The 16,041-nt window shown below is 61.6% G+C and carries 14 protein-coding genes; 10 read left to right on the top strand and 4 right to left on the bottom strand.

The genetic code is table 11. The features are described 5' to 3' along the window. Nucleotides 1-85 precede the first annotated feature (85 nt). The 4 genes from P3T43_RS20795 (at nucleotide 86) to P3T43_RS20780 (ending at nucleotide 6,363) form a co-directional block, all read left to right on the top strand. Complete coding sequence (locus tag P3T43_RS20795) at nucleotides 86-3,337, top strand: efflux RND transporter permease subunit (protein ID WP_429282926.1); 3,252 nt, start codon at nucleotides 86-88, stop codon at nucleotides 3,335-3,337. After that, nucleotides 3,327-4,544, top strand: coding sequence for an efflux RND transporter periplasmic adaptor subunit (locus tag P3T43_RS20790; RefSeq protein WP_429282925.1), 1,218 nt, complete (start codon nucleotides 3,327-3,329; stop codon nucleotides 4,542-4,544). Before P3T43_RS20795 ends, P3T43_RS20790 begins: the two co-directional genes overlap by 11 nt. After that, nucleotides 4,537-6,045, top strand: coding sequence for an efflux transporter outer membrane subunit (locus P3T43_RS20785; protein WP_429282924.1), 1,509 nt, complete (start codon nucleotides 4,537-4,539; stop codon nucleotides 6,043-6,045). Before P3T43_RS20790 ends, P3T43_RS20785 begins: the two co-directional genes overlap by 8 nt. 162 nt (nucleotides 6,046-6,207) lie before the next feature. Further along, a complete protein-coding gene (locus tag P3T43_RS20780; RefSeq protein ID WP_429282923.1) occupies nucleotides 6,208-6,363 on the top strand; it encodes a hypothetical protein in 156 nt (51 codons plus the stop codon). 60 nt (nucleotides 6,364-6,423) lie between these two features. Here P3T43_RS20780 and P3T43_RS20775 read toward each other — a convergent pair whose 3' ends face one another. The 3 genes from P3T43_RS20775 to P3T43_RS20765 form a co-directional block, all read right to left on the bottom strand. After that, a complete protein-coding gene (locus P3T43_RS20775) occupies nucleotides 6,424-7,125 on the bottom strand; it encodes a winged helix-turn-helix transcriptional regulator (RefSeq protein WP_429282922.1) in 702 nt (233 codons plus the stop codon). Between the two features lie 62 nt (nucleotides 7,126-7,187). Next, nucleotides 7,188-8,483, bottom strand: coding sequence for an ATP-binding protein (locus tag P3T43_RS20770; protein ID WP_429282997.1), 1,296 nt, complete (start codon nucleotides 8,481-8,483; stop codon nucleotides 7,188-7,190). A 115-nt stretch (nucleotides 8,484-8,598) separates the two neighbouring features. After that, nucleotides 8,599-9,276, bottom strand: coding sequence for a response regulator transcription factor (locus tag P3T43_RS20765; RefSeq protein WP_429282996.1), 678 nt, complete (start codon nucleotides 9,274-9,276; stop codon nucleotides 8,599-8,601). A 424-nt stretch (nucleotides 9,277-9,700) separates the two neighbouring features. Here P3T43_RS20765 and P3T43_RS20760 point away from each other — a divergent pair, with 424 nt between their 5' ends. From P3T43_RS20760 to P3T43_RS20735, 6 genes are all read left to right on the top strand, one after another. Continuing rightward, a complete protein-coding gene (locus P3T43_RS20760) occupies nucleotides 9,701-10,051 on the top strand; it encodes a DUF4148 domain-containing protein (protein ID WP_429282921.1) in 351 nt (116 codons plus the stop codon). Nucleotides 10,052-10,973: 922 nt separating this feature from the next. After that, entirely contained in the window at nucleotides 10,974-11,675 is a 702-nt protein-coding gene (locus P3T43_RS20755; RefSeq protein ID WP_429282920.1) for an energy transducer TonB, read from the top strand. 75 nt (nucleotides 11,676-11,750) lie between these two features. Continuing rightward, a complete protein-coding gene (locus P3T43_RS20750; RefSeq protein ID WP_429282919.1) occupies nucleotides 11,751-12,671 on the top strand; it encodes a MotA/TolQ/ExbB proton channel family protein in 921 nt (306 codons plus the stop codon). Between the two features lie 3 nt (nucleotides 12,672-12,674). After that, nucleotides 12,675-13,100 (top strand): ExbD/TolR family protein, encoded by a 426-nt coding sequence (locus tag P3T43_RS20745; RefSeq protein WP_429282918.1) that lies wholly within the window; start codon nucleotides 12,675-12,677, stop codon nucleotides 13,098-13,100. 67 nt (nucleotides 13,101-13,167) lie between these two features. Next, nucleotides 13,168-13,596, top strand: coding sequence for an ExbD/TolR family protein (locus P3T43_RS20740; RefSeq protein WP_429282917.1), 429 nt, complete (start codon nucleotides 13,168-13,170; stop codon nucleotides 13,594-13,596). Between the two features lie 16 nt (nucleotides 13,597-13,612). Continuing rightward, on the top strand, nucleotides 13,613-14,812 hold the full coding sequence (locus P3T43_RS20735) for a tetratricopeptide repeat protein (protein WP_429282916.1): 1,200 nt from the start codon (nucleotides 13,613-13,615) through the stop codon (nucleotides 14,810-14,812). 94 nt (nucleotides 14,813-14,906) lie between these two features. Here P3T43_RS20735 and P3T43_RS20730 read toward each other — a convergent pair whose 3' ends face one another. Continuing rightward, nucleotides 14,907-16,007 carry an AIR synthase related protein gene (locus tag P3T43_RS20730; protein WP_429282915.1) on the bottom strand — a complete coding sequence of 367 codons (1,101 nt, stop codon included), beginning with the start codon at nucleotides 16,005-16,007 and terminating at the stop codon, nucleotides 14,907-14,909. Between the last annotated feature and the right edge of the window lie 34 nt (nucleotides 16,008-16,041).

Here is a 16,041-nt window from a genome sequence, read left to right as displayed (position 1 = left end):
GACACGGCCTGTTAGGCCCCGCTCCCCAGAATACCGTCATCGGGTCACCCAGCATGGGTGCGCCCCTTACACGGAGTTGCTTTCGATGTTAAAAATTGTCCGGCTAGCCTTAACGCGGCCTTACACGTTCATCGTGCTGGCATTGCTGATCCTTGTGATCGGCCCGCTGTCCGCACTGCGCACGCCGACCGACATCTTCCCCGACATCCGCATCCCCGTGATCAGTGTGGTGTGGAACTACGCCGGCCTGCAACCGGACGACATGGCCGGACGCATCGTCACCTACTATGAGCGTACGCTCGGCACCACCGTCAACGACGTTCAGCACATCGAATCGCAATCGTTTCGCGGTTACGGCATCGTCAAGATCTTCTTTCAGCCGAGCGTCGACATTCGCACGGCGACCGCGCAGGTCACCTCCGTTTCACAAACCGTGCTGAAGCAGATGCCGCCGGGCACCACCCCGCCGCAGATCCTGAACTACAGCGCCTCGACGGTCCCAGTGCTGCAACTCGCACTGACCAGCAACACGCTCGATGAACAGAAGCTCGCCGACTACGCGACCAACTTCATTCGCCCGCAATTGCTGAGCGTGCCGGGCGTGGCGATTCCAACCGCGTACGGCGGAAAAACCCGCGAAGTCCAGATCGATCTCGACCCGCAAGCGCTACAGGAGAAGAAGCTCTCCGCGCAGGACGTGGCGAACGCGCTCGCGCAGCAGAACCAGATCATTCCGGCGGGCACGGAGAAAATCGGCCGCTTCGAATACAACATCAAGCTGAATAACAGTCCGCTCACCTTGCAGGAACTGAACGCGCTGCCGATCAAGACGGTGGACGGCGCAACCATTTACATTCGTGACGTCGCTCACGTGCGCGACGGCTATCCGCCGCAGACCAACATCGTGCGCGTCGACGGTCACCGTGCCGTGCTGATGAGTATCCTGAAGAACGGTTCGGCCTCGACGCTGGATATCATCGCGGGCGTCAAGGCGAAACTGCCGCTGATTGAAGAGACGCTGCCGCCCGGACTCCACCTCGTGACGATGGGCGATCAATCGACCTTCGTAAAGGGCGCGGTCAGCGGCGTCGCGCGCGAAGGCGTGATCGCCGCCGCGTTGACTTCGCTGATGATCCTGCTGTTCCTCGGCAGCTGGCGCTCCACGCTGATCATCGCGGCGTCAATTCCGCTCGCCGTGCTGGCGGCCATCGCCGGTCTCTCGGCGATGGGCGAAACACTCAACGTGATGACGCTCGGCGGTCTTGCGCTCGCAGTGGGGATCCTGGTCGACGACGCCACGGTGACCATCGAAAACATCAACTGGCATCTCGAGCAAGGCAAGGACGTCAGAAGCGCGATCATGGATGGCGCGGCGCAGATCGTTGGACCGGCATTCGTTTCGCTGTTGTGCATCTGTATCGTGTTCGTGCCGATGCTGCTGCTCAACGGCATCGCCCGCTACCTGTTCGTGCCGATGGCGGAAGCGGTGATCTTCGCGATGGTCGCCTCGTTCGTGCTGTCGCGCACTTTCGTACCGATGCTCGCGCAATACCTGTTGCGCCCGCATGCCTCCGGCGGTCACGCTTCGGGTGAACTCGCGGCCATGATGGAGCCGCATGGCGGTCATCATCACGCAGCGCCCTCGCGTAATCCGCTGGTGCGTTTGCAACGCGGCTTCGAGCATCGCTTCGAGCGGGTGCGCGGAGTCTACCGGATCGTCCTCGGTCTCGCACTCACCCATCGCAAACGCTTCGTGACGGGCTTTCTGCTGGTGGTGGGCGTCTCGTTTCTGCTCACGCCGTGGCTGGGCCGCAATTTCTTTCCGAGCATCGATTCGGGCGAAATCACCCTTCATGTGCGCGCGCCGATCGGCACACGTATCGAAGACACCGCAAACGAGTTCGACCACATCGAAGACGCCGTGCGCCGCCTCGTGCCGCCGGATCAACTCGCCAGCATCATCGACAACGTCGGCCTGCCCAATAGCGGTATCAACCTGACCTATAACAATAGCGGCACCACCGGACCACAAGACGGCGACATCATGATTTCGCTGCACAAACATCATGCGCCGACTGCCGGCTACGTGAAGACATTGCGCGAACGCTTGCCGCAGGAATTTCCGGGAACCAGCTTCTCGTTTCTGCCGGCCGATATCGTCAGCCAGATTCTGAACTTCGGCGCGCCCGCGCCGATCGATCTGCAGGTGGCCGGTCCCAATCAGGACGCCAATCAGCGTTATGCGACTGAAGTGATGCGCAAGATGCGCCTGATTCCGGGCATTGCCGATACGCGCATCCAGCAGGATTCGACGTATCCGCAATTCACGGTCTCGGTCGATCGCTCGCGGGCCGATCAACTCGGTATCACCGAGCAGGACGTTACCAATTCCGTGGTGGCGAGCCTGTCCGGTACGAGTCAGGTATCGCCGACGTTCTGGCTGAATCCGCACAACGGCGTCTCGTATCCGATCGTGGCGCAGACGCCGCAATACCGCATGACGTCGCTCTCGGCGTTGAGCAATCTGCCTGTCACAGGCAAGGACGGCCAGTCGCAGATTCTCGGCGGCATCGCCGACATCCAGCGCGGCGTCGGCGATGCGGTCGTCTCGCACTACAACATCGAGCCGCTCTACGACGTGTACGCCACCACGCAAGGCCGCGATCTCGGCGCCGTGGCCACGGACATCCGGCACATCCTGCATGCGACGGCCAAGGACGTGCCGAAGGGTTCAGTGGTCACTTTACGTGGCCAGGTGCAGACGATGAACAGCGCGTTCCTCGGTCTCTCACTCGGCCTTGTCGGCGCGATCCTGCTGATCTTTCTGCTGATCGTCGTGAACTTCCACTCGTGGGCCGATGCGTTCGTGATCGTCACCGCGTTGCCTGCGGCGCTCGCCGGCATTGTCTGGATGTTGTTCACCACGCATACACCGCTTTCGGTGCCGGCACTGACGGGCGCAATTCTCTGCATGGGTGTCGCCACCGCCAACAGCATTCTGGTGGTGAGCTTCGCCCGCGAGCGTCTCGCGGCGACCGGCAACGCGCTCGTCGCGGCCATGGAAGCCGGTTTCACGCGCTTTCGGCCGGTGCTGATGACCGCGTTGGCGATGATTATCGGCATGGCGCCGATGGCGCTCGGCCTCGGCGACGGCGGCGAACAGAACGCGCCGCTCGGCCGTGCCGTGATCGGCGGCCTGATCTGCGCGACCTTCGCGACGCTGCTGTTCGTGCCGGTTGTGTTCAGTCTCGTGCACCGGCGCGACGCGGCGAAGCATCCGCCTGCCAAAGATAAAGATCACCCAACTTCCGAAACCGGAGTCGTTCATGTCCACTGATATCGAAATCAATTCGCCCAAGCGACTGCGCCATCTGAAGCTGGTCGGCATCGTGGTGCTGCTCGCCGCCGCCGGAGTCGTGACAAGCGGCATCTTCACCCGCGTGCACGCCAAACAGGAAATGACCACATGGTCCGCCGCGCAGGCCATTTCGACCGTAGCCGCGTATACGCCGGGCCGCCAGAGCGCTACTCAGGCGCTGATTCTGCCGGGTCATCTATCGGCCTTCGTCAACGCGCCGATCTATGCACGCGTGCCGGGTTACCTGCACGCCTGGTATGCGGATATCGGCACGCATGTGAAAGCCGGGCAATTGCTCGGTCTGATCGACACGCCCGATCTCGATCAGCAATTGCTGCAGGCCAAGGCCGATCTGCAGAATGCTCAGGCCAACGAAAAGCTTGCGTCGTCCACCGCCAAACGCTGGACGGAAATGCTCAAGCAGGATTCGGTCTCGCAGCAGGACACCGACGAGAAGACCAGCGACCTCACTGCCAAAGAGGCCACCGTGGCGGCAGCGCAAGCGAACGTGAACCGCCTCGACGCGCTGGAGTCGTTCAAGCGTATCGTCGCGCCGTTCGACGGCATCGTGACCGCGCGCAAGACCGATATCGGCGCATTGATCGATGCAGGCGGCGGCGACGGTCACGAACTGTTCACCGTATCCGATGCGCGTCAGTTGCGGGTCTATGTTAGCGTGCCGCAAAGCGATGCTGCAGCCATCAATCCCGGCATGACCGCAACGTTGAGCGTGCCGGAGCGCCCCGGCATGAAGTTCGACGCGAAGCTGGTCGATACTGACGATTCGATTACGCCCTCCTCCGGCACTTTGCTCGTGCAACTGGAGGTCGACAATCAGAATGGCTTGCTGATTCCCGGCGAATACACCGAAGTTCATTTCGCCATGCCAACCAATCCCCATGCGCTGCTGATCCCGGCCAGTTCGTTGATCTTCCGGCACAACGGCTTGCAGGTGGCGGTGGTCGGCGAGAACAATCACGCGATTCTCAAAGCGGTCAGCATTGCCACCGATCTGGGCACCCAGGTCGAAATCGGCTCGGGCCTCGACGCCACCGATCGCGTCATCGACAATCCGCCTGACTCGATCGCCACAGGCGATCCAGTGCGGCTCGCCGCGACGCAGAACGCGAACGCGCCCGCCGCGTCGCTCGCCGATCATCGCGACGCGGAGCGCGCCCATGGCTGAGTTCCAGTTCAGGCGCAGCCTGTGCGTGGCGCTAGCGGTCAGCGCGCTGTTTAGCGGCTGCTCGTTCGCGCCAACCTATCAGGTGCCGCCCACGGCGATTCCGACAGCCTTCAAGGAAGGCGGCGCATGGCAGTTGGCGAAGCCCGCCGATCAGGTGCCACGTGACGCCTGGTGGCAGGTGTATCACGACCCGCTGCTCGACCGGCTCGAGGTGCAGGTAGCGGCGGCCAATCCCGACGTTGCGGCGGCCGTCGCACGGCATGACGAGGCGGTGGATTATCTGGCGCAGGCGCGCTCCGGCCTCTTCCCGACCATCGGCGCGGCCGCCAATGTGTCGAGCAACCGGCAATCCGATAACCGGCCGCTGCGTGGCTCCGATCAGCCCTCCGTGTATGGATCGAACACTGTTGCTGTGGGCATCGACTACGATCTCGATCTATGGGGCAAGGTGCGCAACGAAGTGAGCGCGGGCCGTGCGGCAGCCCAGGCAGCCGACGCCGATCTCGCTTCCGTGCGTCTCAGCCTGCAGGCGAGTCTGGCCGACGCCTATTTCAATCTGCGCGGACTCGATGAACAGCAGCAGATCCTCGCCGACACCATCACCACCTACGAGCGCGCGCTGAAGCTGACGATGAGCCGTCACGCCGGCGGAATTGCTTCGGACCTCGATGTATCGCGCGCGCAAACGCAGCTCGCGTCGGCGCGCGCCACCTCTGAGGACGTCAAGGCGCGCCGCGCATTGTATGAGCATGCCATCGCTTCGCTGACCGGCGTGCCGGCCTCGTCGTTCGCGCTCGCGCCTGCGGTCGGGCTCGCGTATCTGCCGTCGATCCCAACTGGCGTGCCTGCGACGCTGCTGCAACGGCGCACCGATATCGCGGCTGCGGAGCGGCGCGTGGCGCAAGCGAATGCGAAGATCGGTGTCGCCAAAGCGGCGTTCTTCCCGGACGTTTCACTGGGACTCGACGGCGGCTTCCAGAGCGACACGCTCTCGCCCTGGATCATGGCGCCCAACGAAATCTGGTCAATCGGTCCAAGCCTCGTGATGACGCTGTTCGACGGCGGCCGTCGCGAAGCCATGACGCAGGAGGCGCGTGCCAAGCTGGCGGAGAACGGCGCCCAATACAAGGCGACGGTATTGCTGGCGTTCCAGCAGGTCGAAGACAACCTGGCGCAACTGCATCATCTGGGTGACGAAGCCACGCAGGAGAACGAAGCACTTACCGATGCGCAGCGCACCCTGAATCTGTCCATGTCGCGTTACCGCGATGGCGTGGTGAGCTATCTGGATGTGGTGACCGCGCAGACCACGGAGCTCAACACGCAGATCCTCGCGCTGAATGTGAATACGCGGCGTTTGCTGGCTTCGGTGGGGCTGATCGAGGCGTTGGGGGGAGGATGGTCGGTGGATGGCGCCGCGCTCGCGGCAGCGCAAAGCAGTTCCACGCGCGGACAGCCACAGCAACCGGTTGAAGCAGGCACGCTCGCCGATGCGCGTTAAGCATGAGGTTAAAGCCAGCCTAAATTTCCTTTCACGTTCATACCATCGATCCGCGCTTCCGACGCGACTATCCTGCTTGGCAACCCGCAGCAAATCGCTTCGAATCTGGGCCCATCGCGCGGAACCCAGTCAACCCGCTGCAGGCCTGAACAGACGACACCCATGAAAACTCGCTCCTTACTCAAACGCGCTGTCCTTTACGCGCTCGCTGCCGCTACCGCCGGACTGCTGTTAGCCGGCTGCGCGCAAGCAGGTCCCAACGCCGCCAACGGTTGCGTCGGACCACCCGACTACTGTCAACCGGACTTCGGTTCGTAAACGCAGCGAGCGCGCTCCCCAGACGGTGAGCGCGCTCGCTGCAAGACTCCTTACCTCTTTCTATGCGGACCCAGTCGCAATCTGATAGCCGTAACGGCTGACCGTTTCGATGTGAATGCCCGGCAGATGTTGCGCGAGTTTGCGCCGCAGTCGCGAGACCACCAGATTCACGCTCGACGGATCGACATCGTCCTTTTCCGGCCACGCATAACGGATCAGTTGCTCGCGCGGCACCGGCGCGTTCGGTTGGCGCATCAGACATTCGAGCAGCAGATACTCGCGCCGCGTCACCACGAGGCGATGTTCTCCATCCACCAGTTCGCGCGTCAACGGACTCAGCGTCAACCGCGCACTCGCGCTGGCCGCGGCTGCCGGCTGATCCCGGGCGGCTCGCGAAACGGCCGTACGCCGCAGCGCCTGCATCCGCTCGTGCAATTCGATAAACGAATACGGTTGCCCGAAACAGGCGTCGGCGCCGGCTCGCAGCGCCTGGGTGCGATCCTGTGCGCCGCACTGGCCCAGTACGACGATCAGCGCGGCACCCGCACCCGCCTCGACGAATTGCGGCAGGGCTGCCAGCAGACCGGCGTACGACGGCGCTTCGAGCGCCATCACGACGATCGCGTCGAACGCTTCCTGGGTGGCGAGAAACGCGCCGTCGCGCAGATCCTCCGCGCGTTGCAGACTGTGCGCACTCTCCTGCAAGGCCTTATAGAGCCATGCGGACTCGGGATGGGGCGCGGCGACGAACAGAATACGCATTCAGCCACCTGCCAATGCTGGATAAGAAACGGAACAGGCGATGCGCTGACACGCGGGACTCATCATGCCAGCGTCCTCGACCAGCATTCGATGCTCACGCGCGCGCCAGTTTTGGCGTCGCCGATGCGCATCGTAAAGTCATGCACGCGGATCACCGCCGAAACAATACTGAGCCCTAGGCCCGAGCCTGCCAGATGGCGTGTACGCTCGCCGCGATAGAACCGTTGCAGCACGGCGTCGCGCTCGTCCAACGGAATACCGGGCCCATTGTCGACGAACTCCACCAGCGGCCCCGCAGGTGTTTGCCGCAGCACCATGCGCACGGCGCCGCCTGCGGGGGTGAACTTGAAGGCATTGTCGAGCAGGTTGCTGAACGCTTCGAACAGCAGCGCCCGGTCGCCGTAGATCGCCTGCACGGCTTCGGATTCGACCGTGAAGCTCAATGAGCGAAGCTCGGCGAGCGGCTCATACAACTCGCCCACTTCTTCGACCAGCGCCCGCAGCGCCACCGCGGCAAAACCGCCGCGTCGCTGCAAGGTGCCGATCTCGGAGATACGCAGCATCGCGCGAAAGCGGTCGAGCAGTCCGTCGGTCTCCGTGCGGGCGCGCTCCACCAGCGTCGAGAGCGCGACGTCCTCGATGCCATCTGAGCGCTCGGCGATGTGTCCGAGCAAGGTGCGCACATGGGCGAGCGGTGTGCGCAGATCGTGGGCGATGCCATCGCAGGCGCCCTTCACCTCGTTCATCAGACGCTCGACTTCCTCCAGCATGTGATTGACCAGATGCGCGAGCATGTCGATCTCATCCCGCCCGCCAATCGGCAAACGCTGGCCGAGATCGCCCTGGGCAATGCGCAGGGTCACGCGGCGAATCGCCTTCAGCCGGCGCATTTGCCGCACGCTCAATGCGAGACCGCCGGCGACGCCCGCCACGAGGCAGAGGATCCCGCCGCCGATCAACGCATTAATGATGGTCTCGCGAATCCTGAGGATGTGCGTGAGATCGCGCGCCAGCACGAGCGTTTCGCCGTCGTGACGACGCTCGGCCATGGCGCGCACCACGGGCGCCGGTTCGCCGCCCATCAACTGCAAGGTGTGCTTGAGCGTCATGCCCTGCCGGTTGGCCGGCAGATCGGGCGGAAGCGTCAGCACGTCGCCGGCGACATGCTGGCCATCGGCCGTGAACAGCCCATAGTAATTAGCGTGCATCCGCTCGTGCTCGAGCCGGCGATGAATCGCGTCGGCCAGCTCGCCATGTGGCATCGAGTCGAAATAGATGAGTTGCCATTCCATCACGACGTCGGTTTCGCGCTCCATGTCGCCCGTCACCGCCCAGCCGATGAATCCCAGCAGCAGCATCACGGAAATGGAGAAGATCACGGCGTAGACCGTGATCAGTCGAAACGTCGAGGAATGCCAGCGGCGCCCCAAAGCGGATTGCGTGGGGAAAGAGGTGTCCGTCAAGATGGTCTGCTCACGCGAGGATGTAACCCGAGCCCCGTACCGTCTGGATCATCTGTTTGACGCCCGGAGGGTCGATCTTCTTGCGCAGGCGCCCCATGTGCACGTCGATCAGGTTAGTGCCCGGGTCGAAGTGGTAACCCCACACCGCTTCGAACAGCATGGTGCGGGTAATGGTCTGGCCGGCGTGGCGCATCATGAATTCGAGTACACGGTATTCAGTGGGCAGCAGCACGATCTCCTCACCGTCACGCTGAACCTTGCGCGAGATCAGATCCAGTTCGAGCGGGCCGACGCGCAAGCTTGTCTCGAACGGCGTTGTCGGCGTCTGACTGCGGCGCAGCAGCACTTCGAGGCGCGCGGTCATCTCTTCGGGGTCGAACGGTTTGGTCAGGTAGTCGTCGCCGCCCGCGCGCAAGCCGCGCACCCGTTCGTCCACGTCGCCGAGCGCGCTCAGCATGAGGACCGGCGTCTGAATGCCGATGCTGCGCATGGTGGTAAGAATTGTCAGCCCGTCGACGCCGGGCAGCATGCGGTCGAGCGTGATGACGTCGTATTCGTCGCTCATGGCACGCGCCATGCCGTCGCGGCCGTTTGCCACCCAGTCCACGGTAAAGCCACGACTTTTCAGTTCACCGACAATTTCGTTGGCAGTGATCTCGTCATCTTCGATGGTCAGCACTCGCGACATGATGATTTCACGCGCAGCGGCAAACTCAGCCAGCTTGAGCGGCGTGCGCGACTGGTTATCAGTAGAAGTACATGATGCCATATTCGCCTTGCCGGTTGAGTGGGTTGAGTTCGGGACCGGCGGCGCGCGAGACGCCGCGGCGTGAAGAGATACAGCGGGGGCACAGCGGATGTGCACAGGCTACGCGCGCGTCTGTAACGGTCGCACATCGCTTTCATTAAAAAATATTTAAGTTCGCAAGGCGCGCCAGCACCGGCGCGGGGCAACGGGTGGCGCAGGGTCCGGCCGCCGCTGCGGTCGCGCGCCGAAGATGAACGATCCTTCATGGTTGCGAGGGCGAAACGGTATCGCCTATCCACTAGCCTGTGTGCATCGGGCGGCCTGTTGCGGTTGCCCTCTCATGACGCTAACGGAGGATGCAAACATGAAACTCGCGACACGTACTGTATTGATGACCTTGCTGCTTGCAGGCAGCGCTTCGGCCATGGCTGCGCAAGGACTCACACCGCAGCAGTGCAATGCCTATCCGTTCACGCATACCAGTGGCCCTGTCACGCACAGGCAACTGATGCACGAACTGGGTGAACTGGAAGCCGTAGGCTACGATCCGACCGCCAACGACAACCTCTACCCTGCCGACATCGAGTCAGCCGAAAAGAAACTGCAAGCCGAATATCGCGCCGACTGCCTGCCGGCCGCCTCCATGACGAATGCGCCGGCAGCGGGCAACGCAGCGGCACCGTCCACGACAGGGGTCGCCAATCCGGCTAGCTGATCGTGAAATGGGCAGGCCAGCGCCTGCCCTGAAAATGTTTTTGCTGCCGAAAGCAAAACGATTTCCACCCTGCTCATCTCTGCTTAAGCGCGCATATCGCGCTTGCGACGCCCAAGCGGTCCACATAGTGCGCAAGCGCTATCTCCATCACGCACGAACCGCGCAACTCAGTCGCCCACTCACTTCAATTCCCTTCGCCGGCTCATGCCGCAATACGTTTTTTCCCTCGTGCGGTCAACCGCTCGCCTGCTCTAGAATCCCCACCCGTCGCGCCTATTCTTAAATGCTGCTTTTGATAGCACCGCAAATCAGTATTAACGTCAGCCTTCAAAACCTTACAAGATCATTTTGCACATCGTTGAACGCAAAGGGATTTTCTGCGCGATTGATGCGTGGCTGTAAGCAAACCGCCCCAATAGCCCGCTGACGATTAGAGTTCATCCTCTAAACACAGTATGCCCCTATCAAAAAAAGTTTGACGCACGATTTTGAACTGATATCGTTCCGTCGCAGCAATCGCAGCCAGCCGAGCGCTGACTTGTGAAAAGCGTATGACGTTCGAGCATTTTGTCGTGCGTCGCAGTTTGTGCCAAACCGAAGGGGATGTATCAAATACCGTCTATTAGTACTTCTACGCAGATAGATGACTGGCAGTTTCCGTTCATCCCCGCGGCCTGCCCAGAATCTGTCCAAAGCGGGCACACGCTTTGCACACAGAGACGGCATGAAGTCGTCGCAATCCGGGATATGAATTAAAGGCGCAGGCCTTTGGATCCGCCGGAGTGGCACGGCGACACCCCATTTGAAGTCCCAAAGAATGTCGTGCGCTCTCATTGGGCGCTGAAGTAAATATGTTTCGACGTAGCAAGAACGCTGCAGTCACGGAAATGGGCGGCTCACGCCGGGAGGAACGAAGGTGGTTATGAAAGTTGAAGGGCAGTTTCCGGTGGGCTCGCCCCCGGTTCACAGAACTGGGCGCCCGCGCGAGTTCGGGAAAAAGCAGCAAAATCCCGTGCGCCGCTTTGGCGGCATCGCCGCTGTTCTCGTTCTCCATATAGTGCTGATTTACGCACTGCTCAACGGCCTTGCCACCAAGGTGGTGCAGGTCATTCAACATCCGATTGAAACCAAGATCATCGAGCCGGTGAAGCCGCCGCCTCCGCCGCCGTTACCCGTCGTGCAGTTGCCGCCGCCGAAGTTCGCGCCGCCGCCGCCGCCGTTCGTGCCGCCGCCGGAAGTCAACGTGCCGACTCCGCCGCAGCCCACCATTACGCACCAGGCTGCGCCCGTCGTGGCTCAACCGGCGCCGCCGCCTGCCCCGCCGGCACCGGCTGCTCCGTCCAAGCCGGTCAGCGCGCAGGTCGACGTGGTATGCCCGAACTCCGATCAGGTCCGCTCGTCAGTGGTCTATCCGAAGGAAGCTCAGGAAAACAACGTCACGGGTGACGTACTCATCGAATTCGTAGTCGATCCGCAGGGCCATATTACGGATGAGCGTGTCGCGAAATCGTCGGAAGACTCTTCACTCGATCGCGCGGCATTCAATGCGGTAAAGAAGTTTAGTTGCGTTTCCCAAGGCCAACCCGTCCGTGTCCAGGTTCCGTTCACATTTAACCTGAACTGATCCCACGTACTGAGCGGTACCGGTAGCGATTTATTAGTCACGTTGTACAAGTTCAACGCATGAACTGGAGCAGACATGAAGAAGCGTTCTCTCGCCGCAGTGGCGGCAACCATGGTGTTCGCCGTAACCACGGCGACGACCTTTGTCGCACCGCAAATTGCTTACGCGCAAGCTAGCGACGCCAGCGCAGCCGCATCGGCTGCCAACACCACGCAAAGCGCCGCTCCCGCAGCAGCGCCCGCGGATCAGGCTGTGCCGCCGCCGGCACCCGCTACCTCGGAAACCGTCAGCAATCCGTACGGCCTCGGCGCCCTCTGGAAGAACGGCGACTTCGTTGCCCGCTTCGTGCTGATCCTGCTGGTGATCATGTCGATGGGCAGCTGGTACATCATGATCACGAAGTTCTTCGAGCAATACCGTGCTAACCGCCGCGCCAAGAGCGCCGACGAGCAATTGTGGAGCGCCCCGTCGCTGACGGAAGGCGCGAAGCTGCTCGACGAATCGTCGCCGTTCCGCTTCATCGCCGAAACCGCTATCGAAGCTGGCGAACACCACGACGAAGCGCTGCTCGAAGCCGTCGATCGCAACACCTGGATCGACGTGTCGGTCGACCGCGCGATCACCAACGTGTCGAACCGCCTGCAAGACGGCCTCGCCTTCCTGGGTACGGTCGGTTCCACGGCACCGTTCGTGGGTCTGTTCGGTACGGTCTGGGGTATCTATCACGCACTGACGGCAATCGGTATCGCCGGCCAGGCTTCGATCGACAAGGTCGCAGGTCCGGTGGGTGAAGCGCTGATCATGACGGCAATCGGTCTGGCCGTGGCTGTGCCTGCTGTGCTCGGCTACAACTTCCTGGTTCGCCGTAACAAGTCGGTGATGGAACGTGTCCGTTCGTTCGGCGCGCAACTGCACACCGTCCTGCTGGCCGGCGGCAAGAAAGTGAAGCGTCCGGTTGCAGGTCAAAAGGCTACGCTGGTCGAACAGGCGGGGTAAATCATGGCTATGAGCGTTGGGCAAGATGGAGATGAAGACGAAGTCATCTCCGCCATCAACACCACGCCGCTAGTCGATGTGATGCTGGTTTTGCTGATCATCTTCCTGATCACGATTCCTGTTGTTACGCATACGGTGCCGGTGAAGTTGCCGAATGAGGCAGTCCAGCCGCTGCAGACCACGCCCAAAAGTATCGTGATCGCGGTCAACCGCGATGGCGATTTCTTCTGGAACGAGAAGCACGTGGATGCAGCAGCGCTGCTCACGCAGTTGAAGACCGTGTCTGTGATGCAGCCGCAACCGGAAGTCAACGTGCGCGGCGATCAAAACACGCGTTATGAGTTTATCGGCCGCGTGATCACCGCGTGCGAGCGCGCGGGTATCGCCAAGGTGTCCTTTATCACTGAGCCGCCGCCGCGCGGAGGCTAGCATTGCGTGGACGAGACCAAGCGCTCAAGCGCCGCGTCTCGTCGACCGCTTTGCATGGGAGTCGTTTATGGGAATGAATGTATCGTCAGGCAGTGGCGGCGAACCGGAAGTGATGGTCGACATCAACACCACGCCGTTGATCGACGTGATGCTGGTGTTGCTCATCATGCTGATCATCACGATTCCGATTCAGACGCACGCCATCAAGATGAATTTGCCGGTCGGCAACCCTCCCCCGCCGGCGGTCCAGCCGGAGGTGGTGCAGATCGATATCGACTTCGACGGCACGACGATGTGGAACGGTCAGGTCGTCCCCGACCAGGCCACGCTCAACGCCAAACTGGCTCAGGTTGCTGCTGAACCGGTGCAGGCCGAGATCCATCTGCTGCCGAACAAGCTGGTGCCGTACAAGGACGTCGCTGCCGTGCTGGCTTCGGCGCAACGCGTCGGCGCAACCAAAATCGGGCTGATCGGCAACGAGCAGTACATGCAATAAGGATGTGGGAGTGCTAATGATCCATCAACGGTTCAAGCGTGCCGTGATTGCGGCCGCTTTCGGGGGGCTGTCTGCCCTCGTCGTGCTGCCGAACGCATACGCCGCCGACACACTGCGCCCCGAAGTGGCCAAGCCGCTCAACGCGGCGCAGGATTCGTACCGGGCTCACAAGTACCAGGACGCGCTGGCGAAGATCGCCCAGGCGGACGCCGTGCCGAACAAGACGCCATATGAAAACTATATGGTCGAAGAGATGCGTGGTGCCGCTGCTGCTGCAGCGGGCGATTCCGCTACCGCAGCCAAGGCGTACGAAACGCTTTTGAGTTCAGGCAAGCTGACGGGCGCGGATGAACAGCGCACCACCGCTGCGCTCGCCGGCATCTACTTTCAGGAAAAGAGCTACCCGCAGGCCATCAGGACTGCGCAGCGTTACCTGAAAGCCGGCGGCACGGATCCGGACATGCGCGTCCTGCTGGTCCAGTCCTACTACCTGTCGGGAGACTGCGCGAACGTGGTGAGTCTGCTCAAGCCTACCGTCGACGCTCAGGCGCGCGGCGGTCATGCTCCGGACGAATCGCAACTGCAGTTGCTGGGTACGTGCGCACAGAAGTCCAACGATTCGGCCACCTACCGCGGTGCGCTCGAAAAGCTGGTGGCGTACCACCCGAAGCAGTCGTACTGGGACGACCTGTTCTCCGCGATTCGCAACAAGCCGGGTTATTCGTCGGCACTGGATATCGACACCTATCGTCTACGCCGTGCTACCGGTGCGCTGACGACGGCTGACGACTACATGCAGATGACGCAGTTGTCGATCGTGGCGGGCACGCCCGTTGAAGGCAAGCAGGTGATCGATCAGGGCTTCTCCTCAGGCGTGCTGGGTCACGATGCCGGTGCGGATCGCGAGAAACGCCTGCAGGCGCTGGCTGCCAAGCGTGCCACGAGCACGGTCGACAGCAACGGCGTGCCGATTCCGGCCTTCGATCTGGCGTTCAATCAGGTGTTCGCGGGTCAGGCACCGCAAGGTCTGGCCGCGATGGAAGCGGCGATTGCCAAGGGCGGTCTCGATCACCCGGATCAGGCGCAACTGCATCTGGGCGAGGCGTATTTCGTCGCAGGACAGAAGGCGAAGGCGATTCAGGCGTTCAAGGCAGTCAAGGGCGACGATGGCTCGGCCGATCTGGCACGTTTGTGGATTCTGGTGGCGTCGAAGTAAGCCGCTCTCCGCTCCAACCGCACCGTAGTCACTTGCGCCGCAAACCGGACTCTCGAAGTCCCGGTTTGCGGCGCAACTTTTTGCACTCCCCTGCTTATCTCACCGTCAAATCCGCTGCGCCAAACTCGATCCCGAGCGGCGCGATCCGCAGCCGCTTCGGCCCCGCTTCGACGCGGCCGGCTTCCAGCGCGGTAATGCCGAGACCTTCGGCAATCGCGACAACCCGAGCCGCATCTTCAGGTGCGGTGAAAATCGCGAAACCGGCGCCCATATTAAGCGTGCTATAGGCTTCTTTAATGTCCAGGTTTCCGACCGAAGTAATGAACTTCAATACAGGCGGGACCGCCGGGATGGCCTGGATATCATAAGTAAATTCACCGGGATGACGCATCAGCTTGCGCCAGCCATGACCGGTCACATTAACCGTGTATTTCGGAATAATGCCCGCTTTAAAAATCGCTTCCGTCACGTTTGAATAAAGCACCGTGGGATCCAGCAAAGCCTCGCCGTACGTCCGACCGTCTTCGATGACAGTCGCATAACGTTCCGGGAGCGAATCCGCGAGCTTACGGGCGAGTGAAACGCCATTCGAATGAATGCCGCTGGAACTCAACAAGACGATGGCATCGCCGGCCGCCAGATCTTTGCCCAGCGTCAACCGTTCGCGGCCCGCCACGACACCCACGCACGAAGCCGCCAGGTCGATCCGTCCATCCACCACCACGCCCGACAGGTTAGGCGTTTCCCCACCGCCCCACGCGACGCCGCAGAAGTCGCAGGCGGCTTGCCAGCCGTTGATCAGATCCGTGGCGCGTTTGGTGTCGGCGAACCAGTCGTTGCCGCCCGCGGCCCAGTAAGCGTGAGCGGACACCGGCGTTGCACCGACCGTGATGAGGTCGTTAATGGCCATGGCGAGCGTATCTTGCGCGATCGCCGCATAGTGGCTCTTGCCGGTGGTCTGATAAACCTCGTCGGTAATCAGAACCTTGGTTCCAAGACATTCAGTAATCGATGCGATTAAAACCGAGCCCATTTCAACCACATAGGCCGACTCACCGCGAGATTCTTCCAACTCCCGAAAACCATGGCGAGCCAGATTAACAGCAGTATTCTTTGCGGCTTTCTGAGCGGCAATTTTTAATGGATCGATAACGCTGTAATCAACCCCGGCTGCTTCATAATTCAAGGACGTCATAAAATTCTCCGAGAGAGTTGACATTGATAGTTGG

Source organism: Paraburkholderia sp. GAS41, from assembly GCF_050436545.1.
GTDB lineage: Bacteria > Pseudomonadota > Gammaproteobacteria > Burkholderiales > Burkholderiaceae > Paraburkholderia.
Note: the sequence above shows the minus strand (reverse complement) of the source record. Positions and strands in the feature narration are given on the sequence as shown.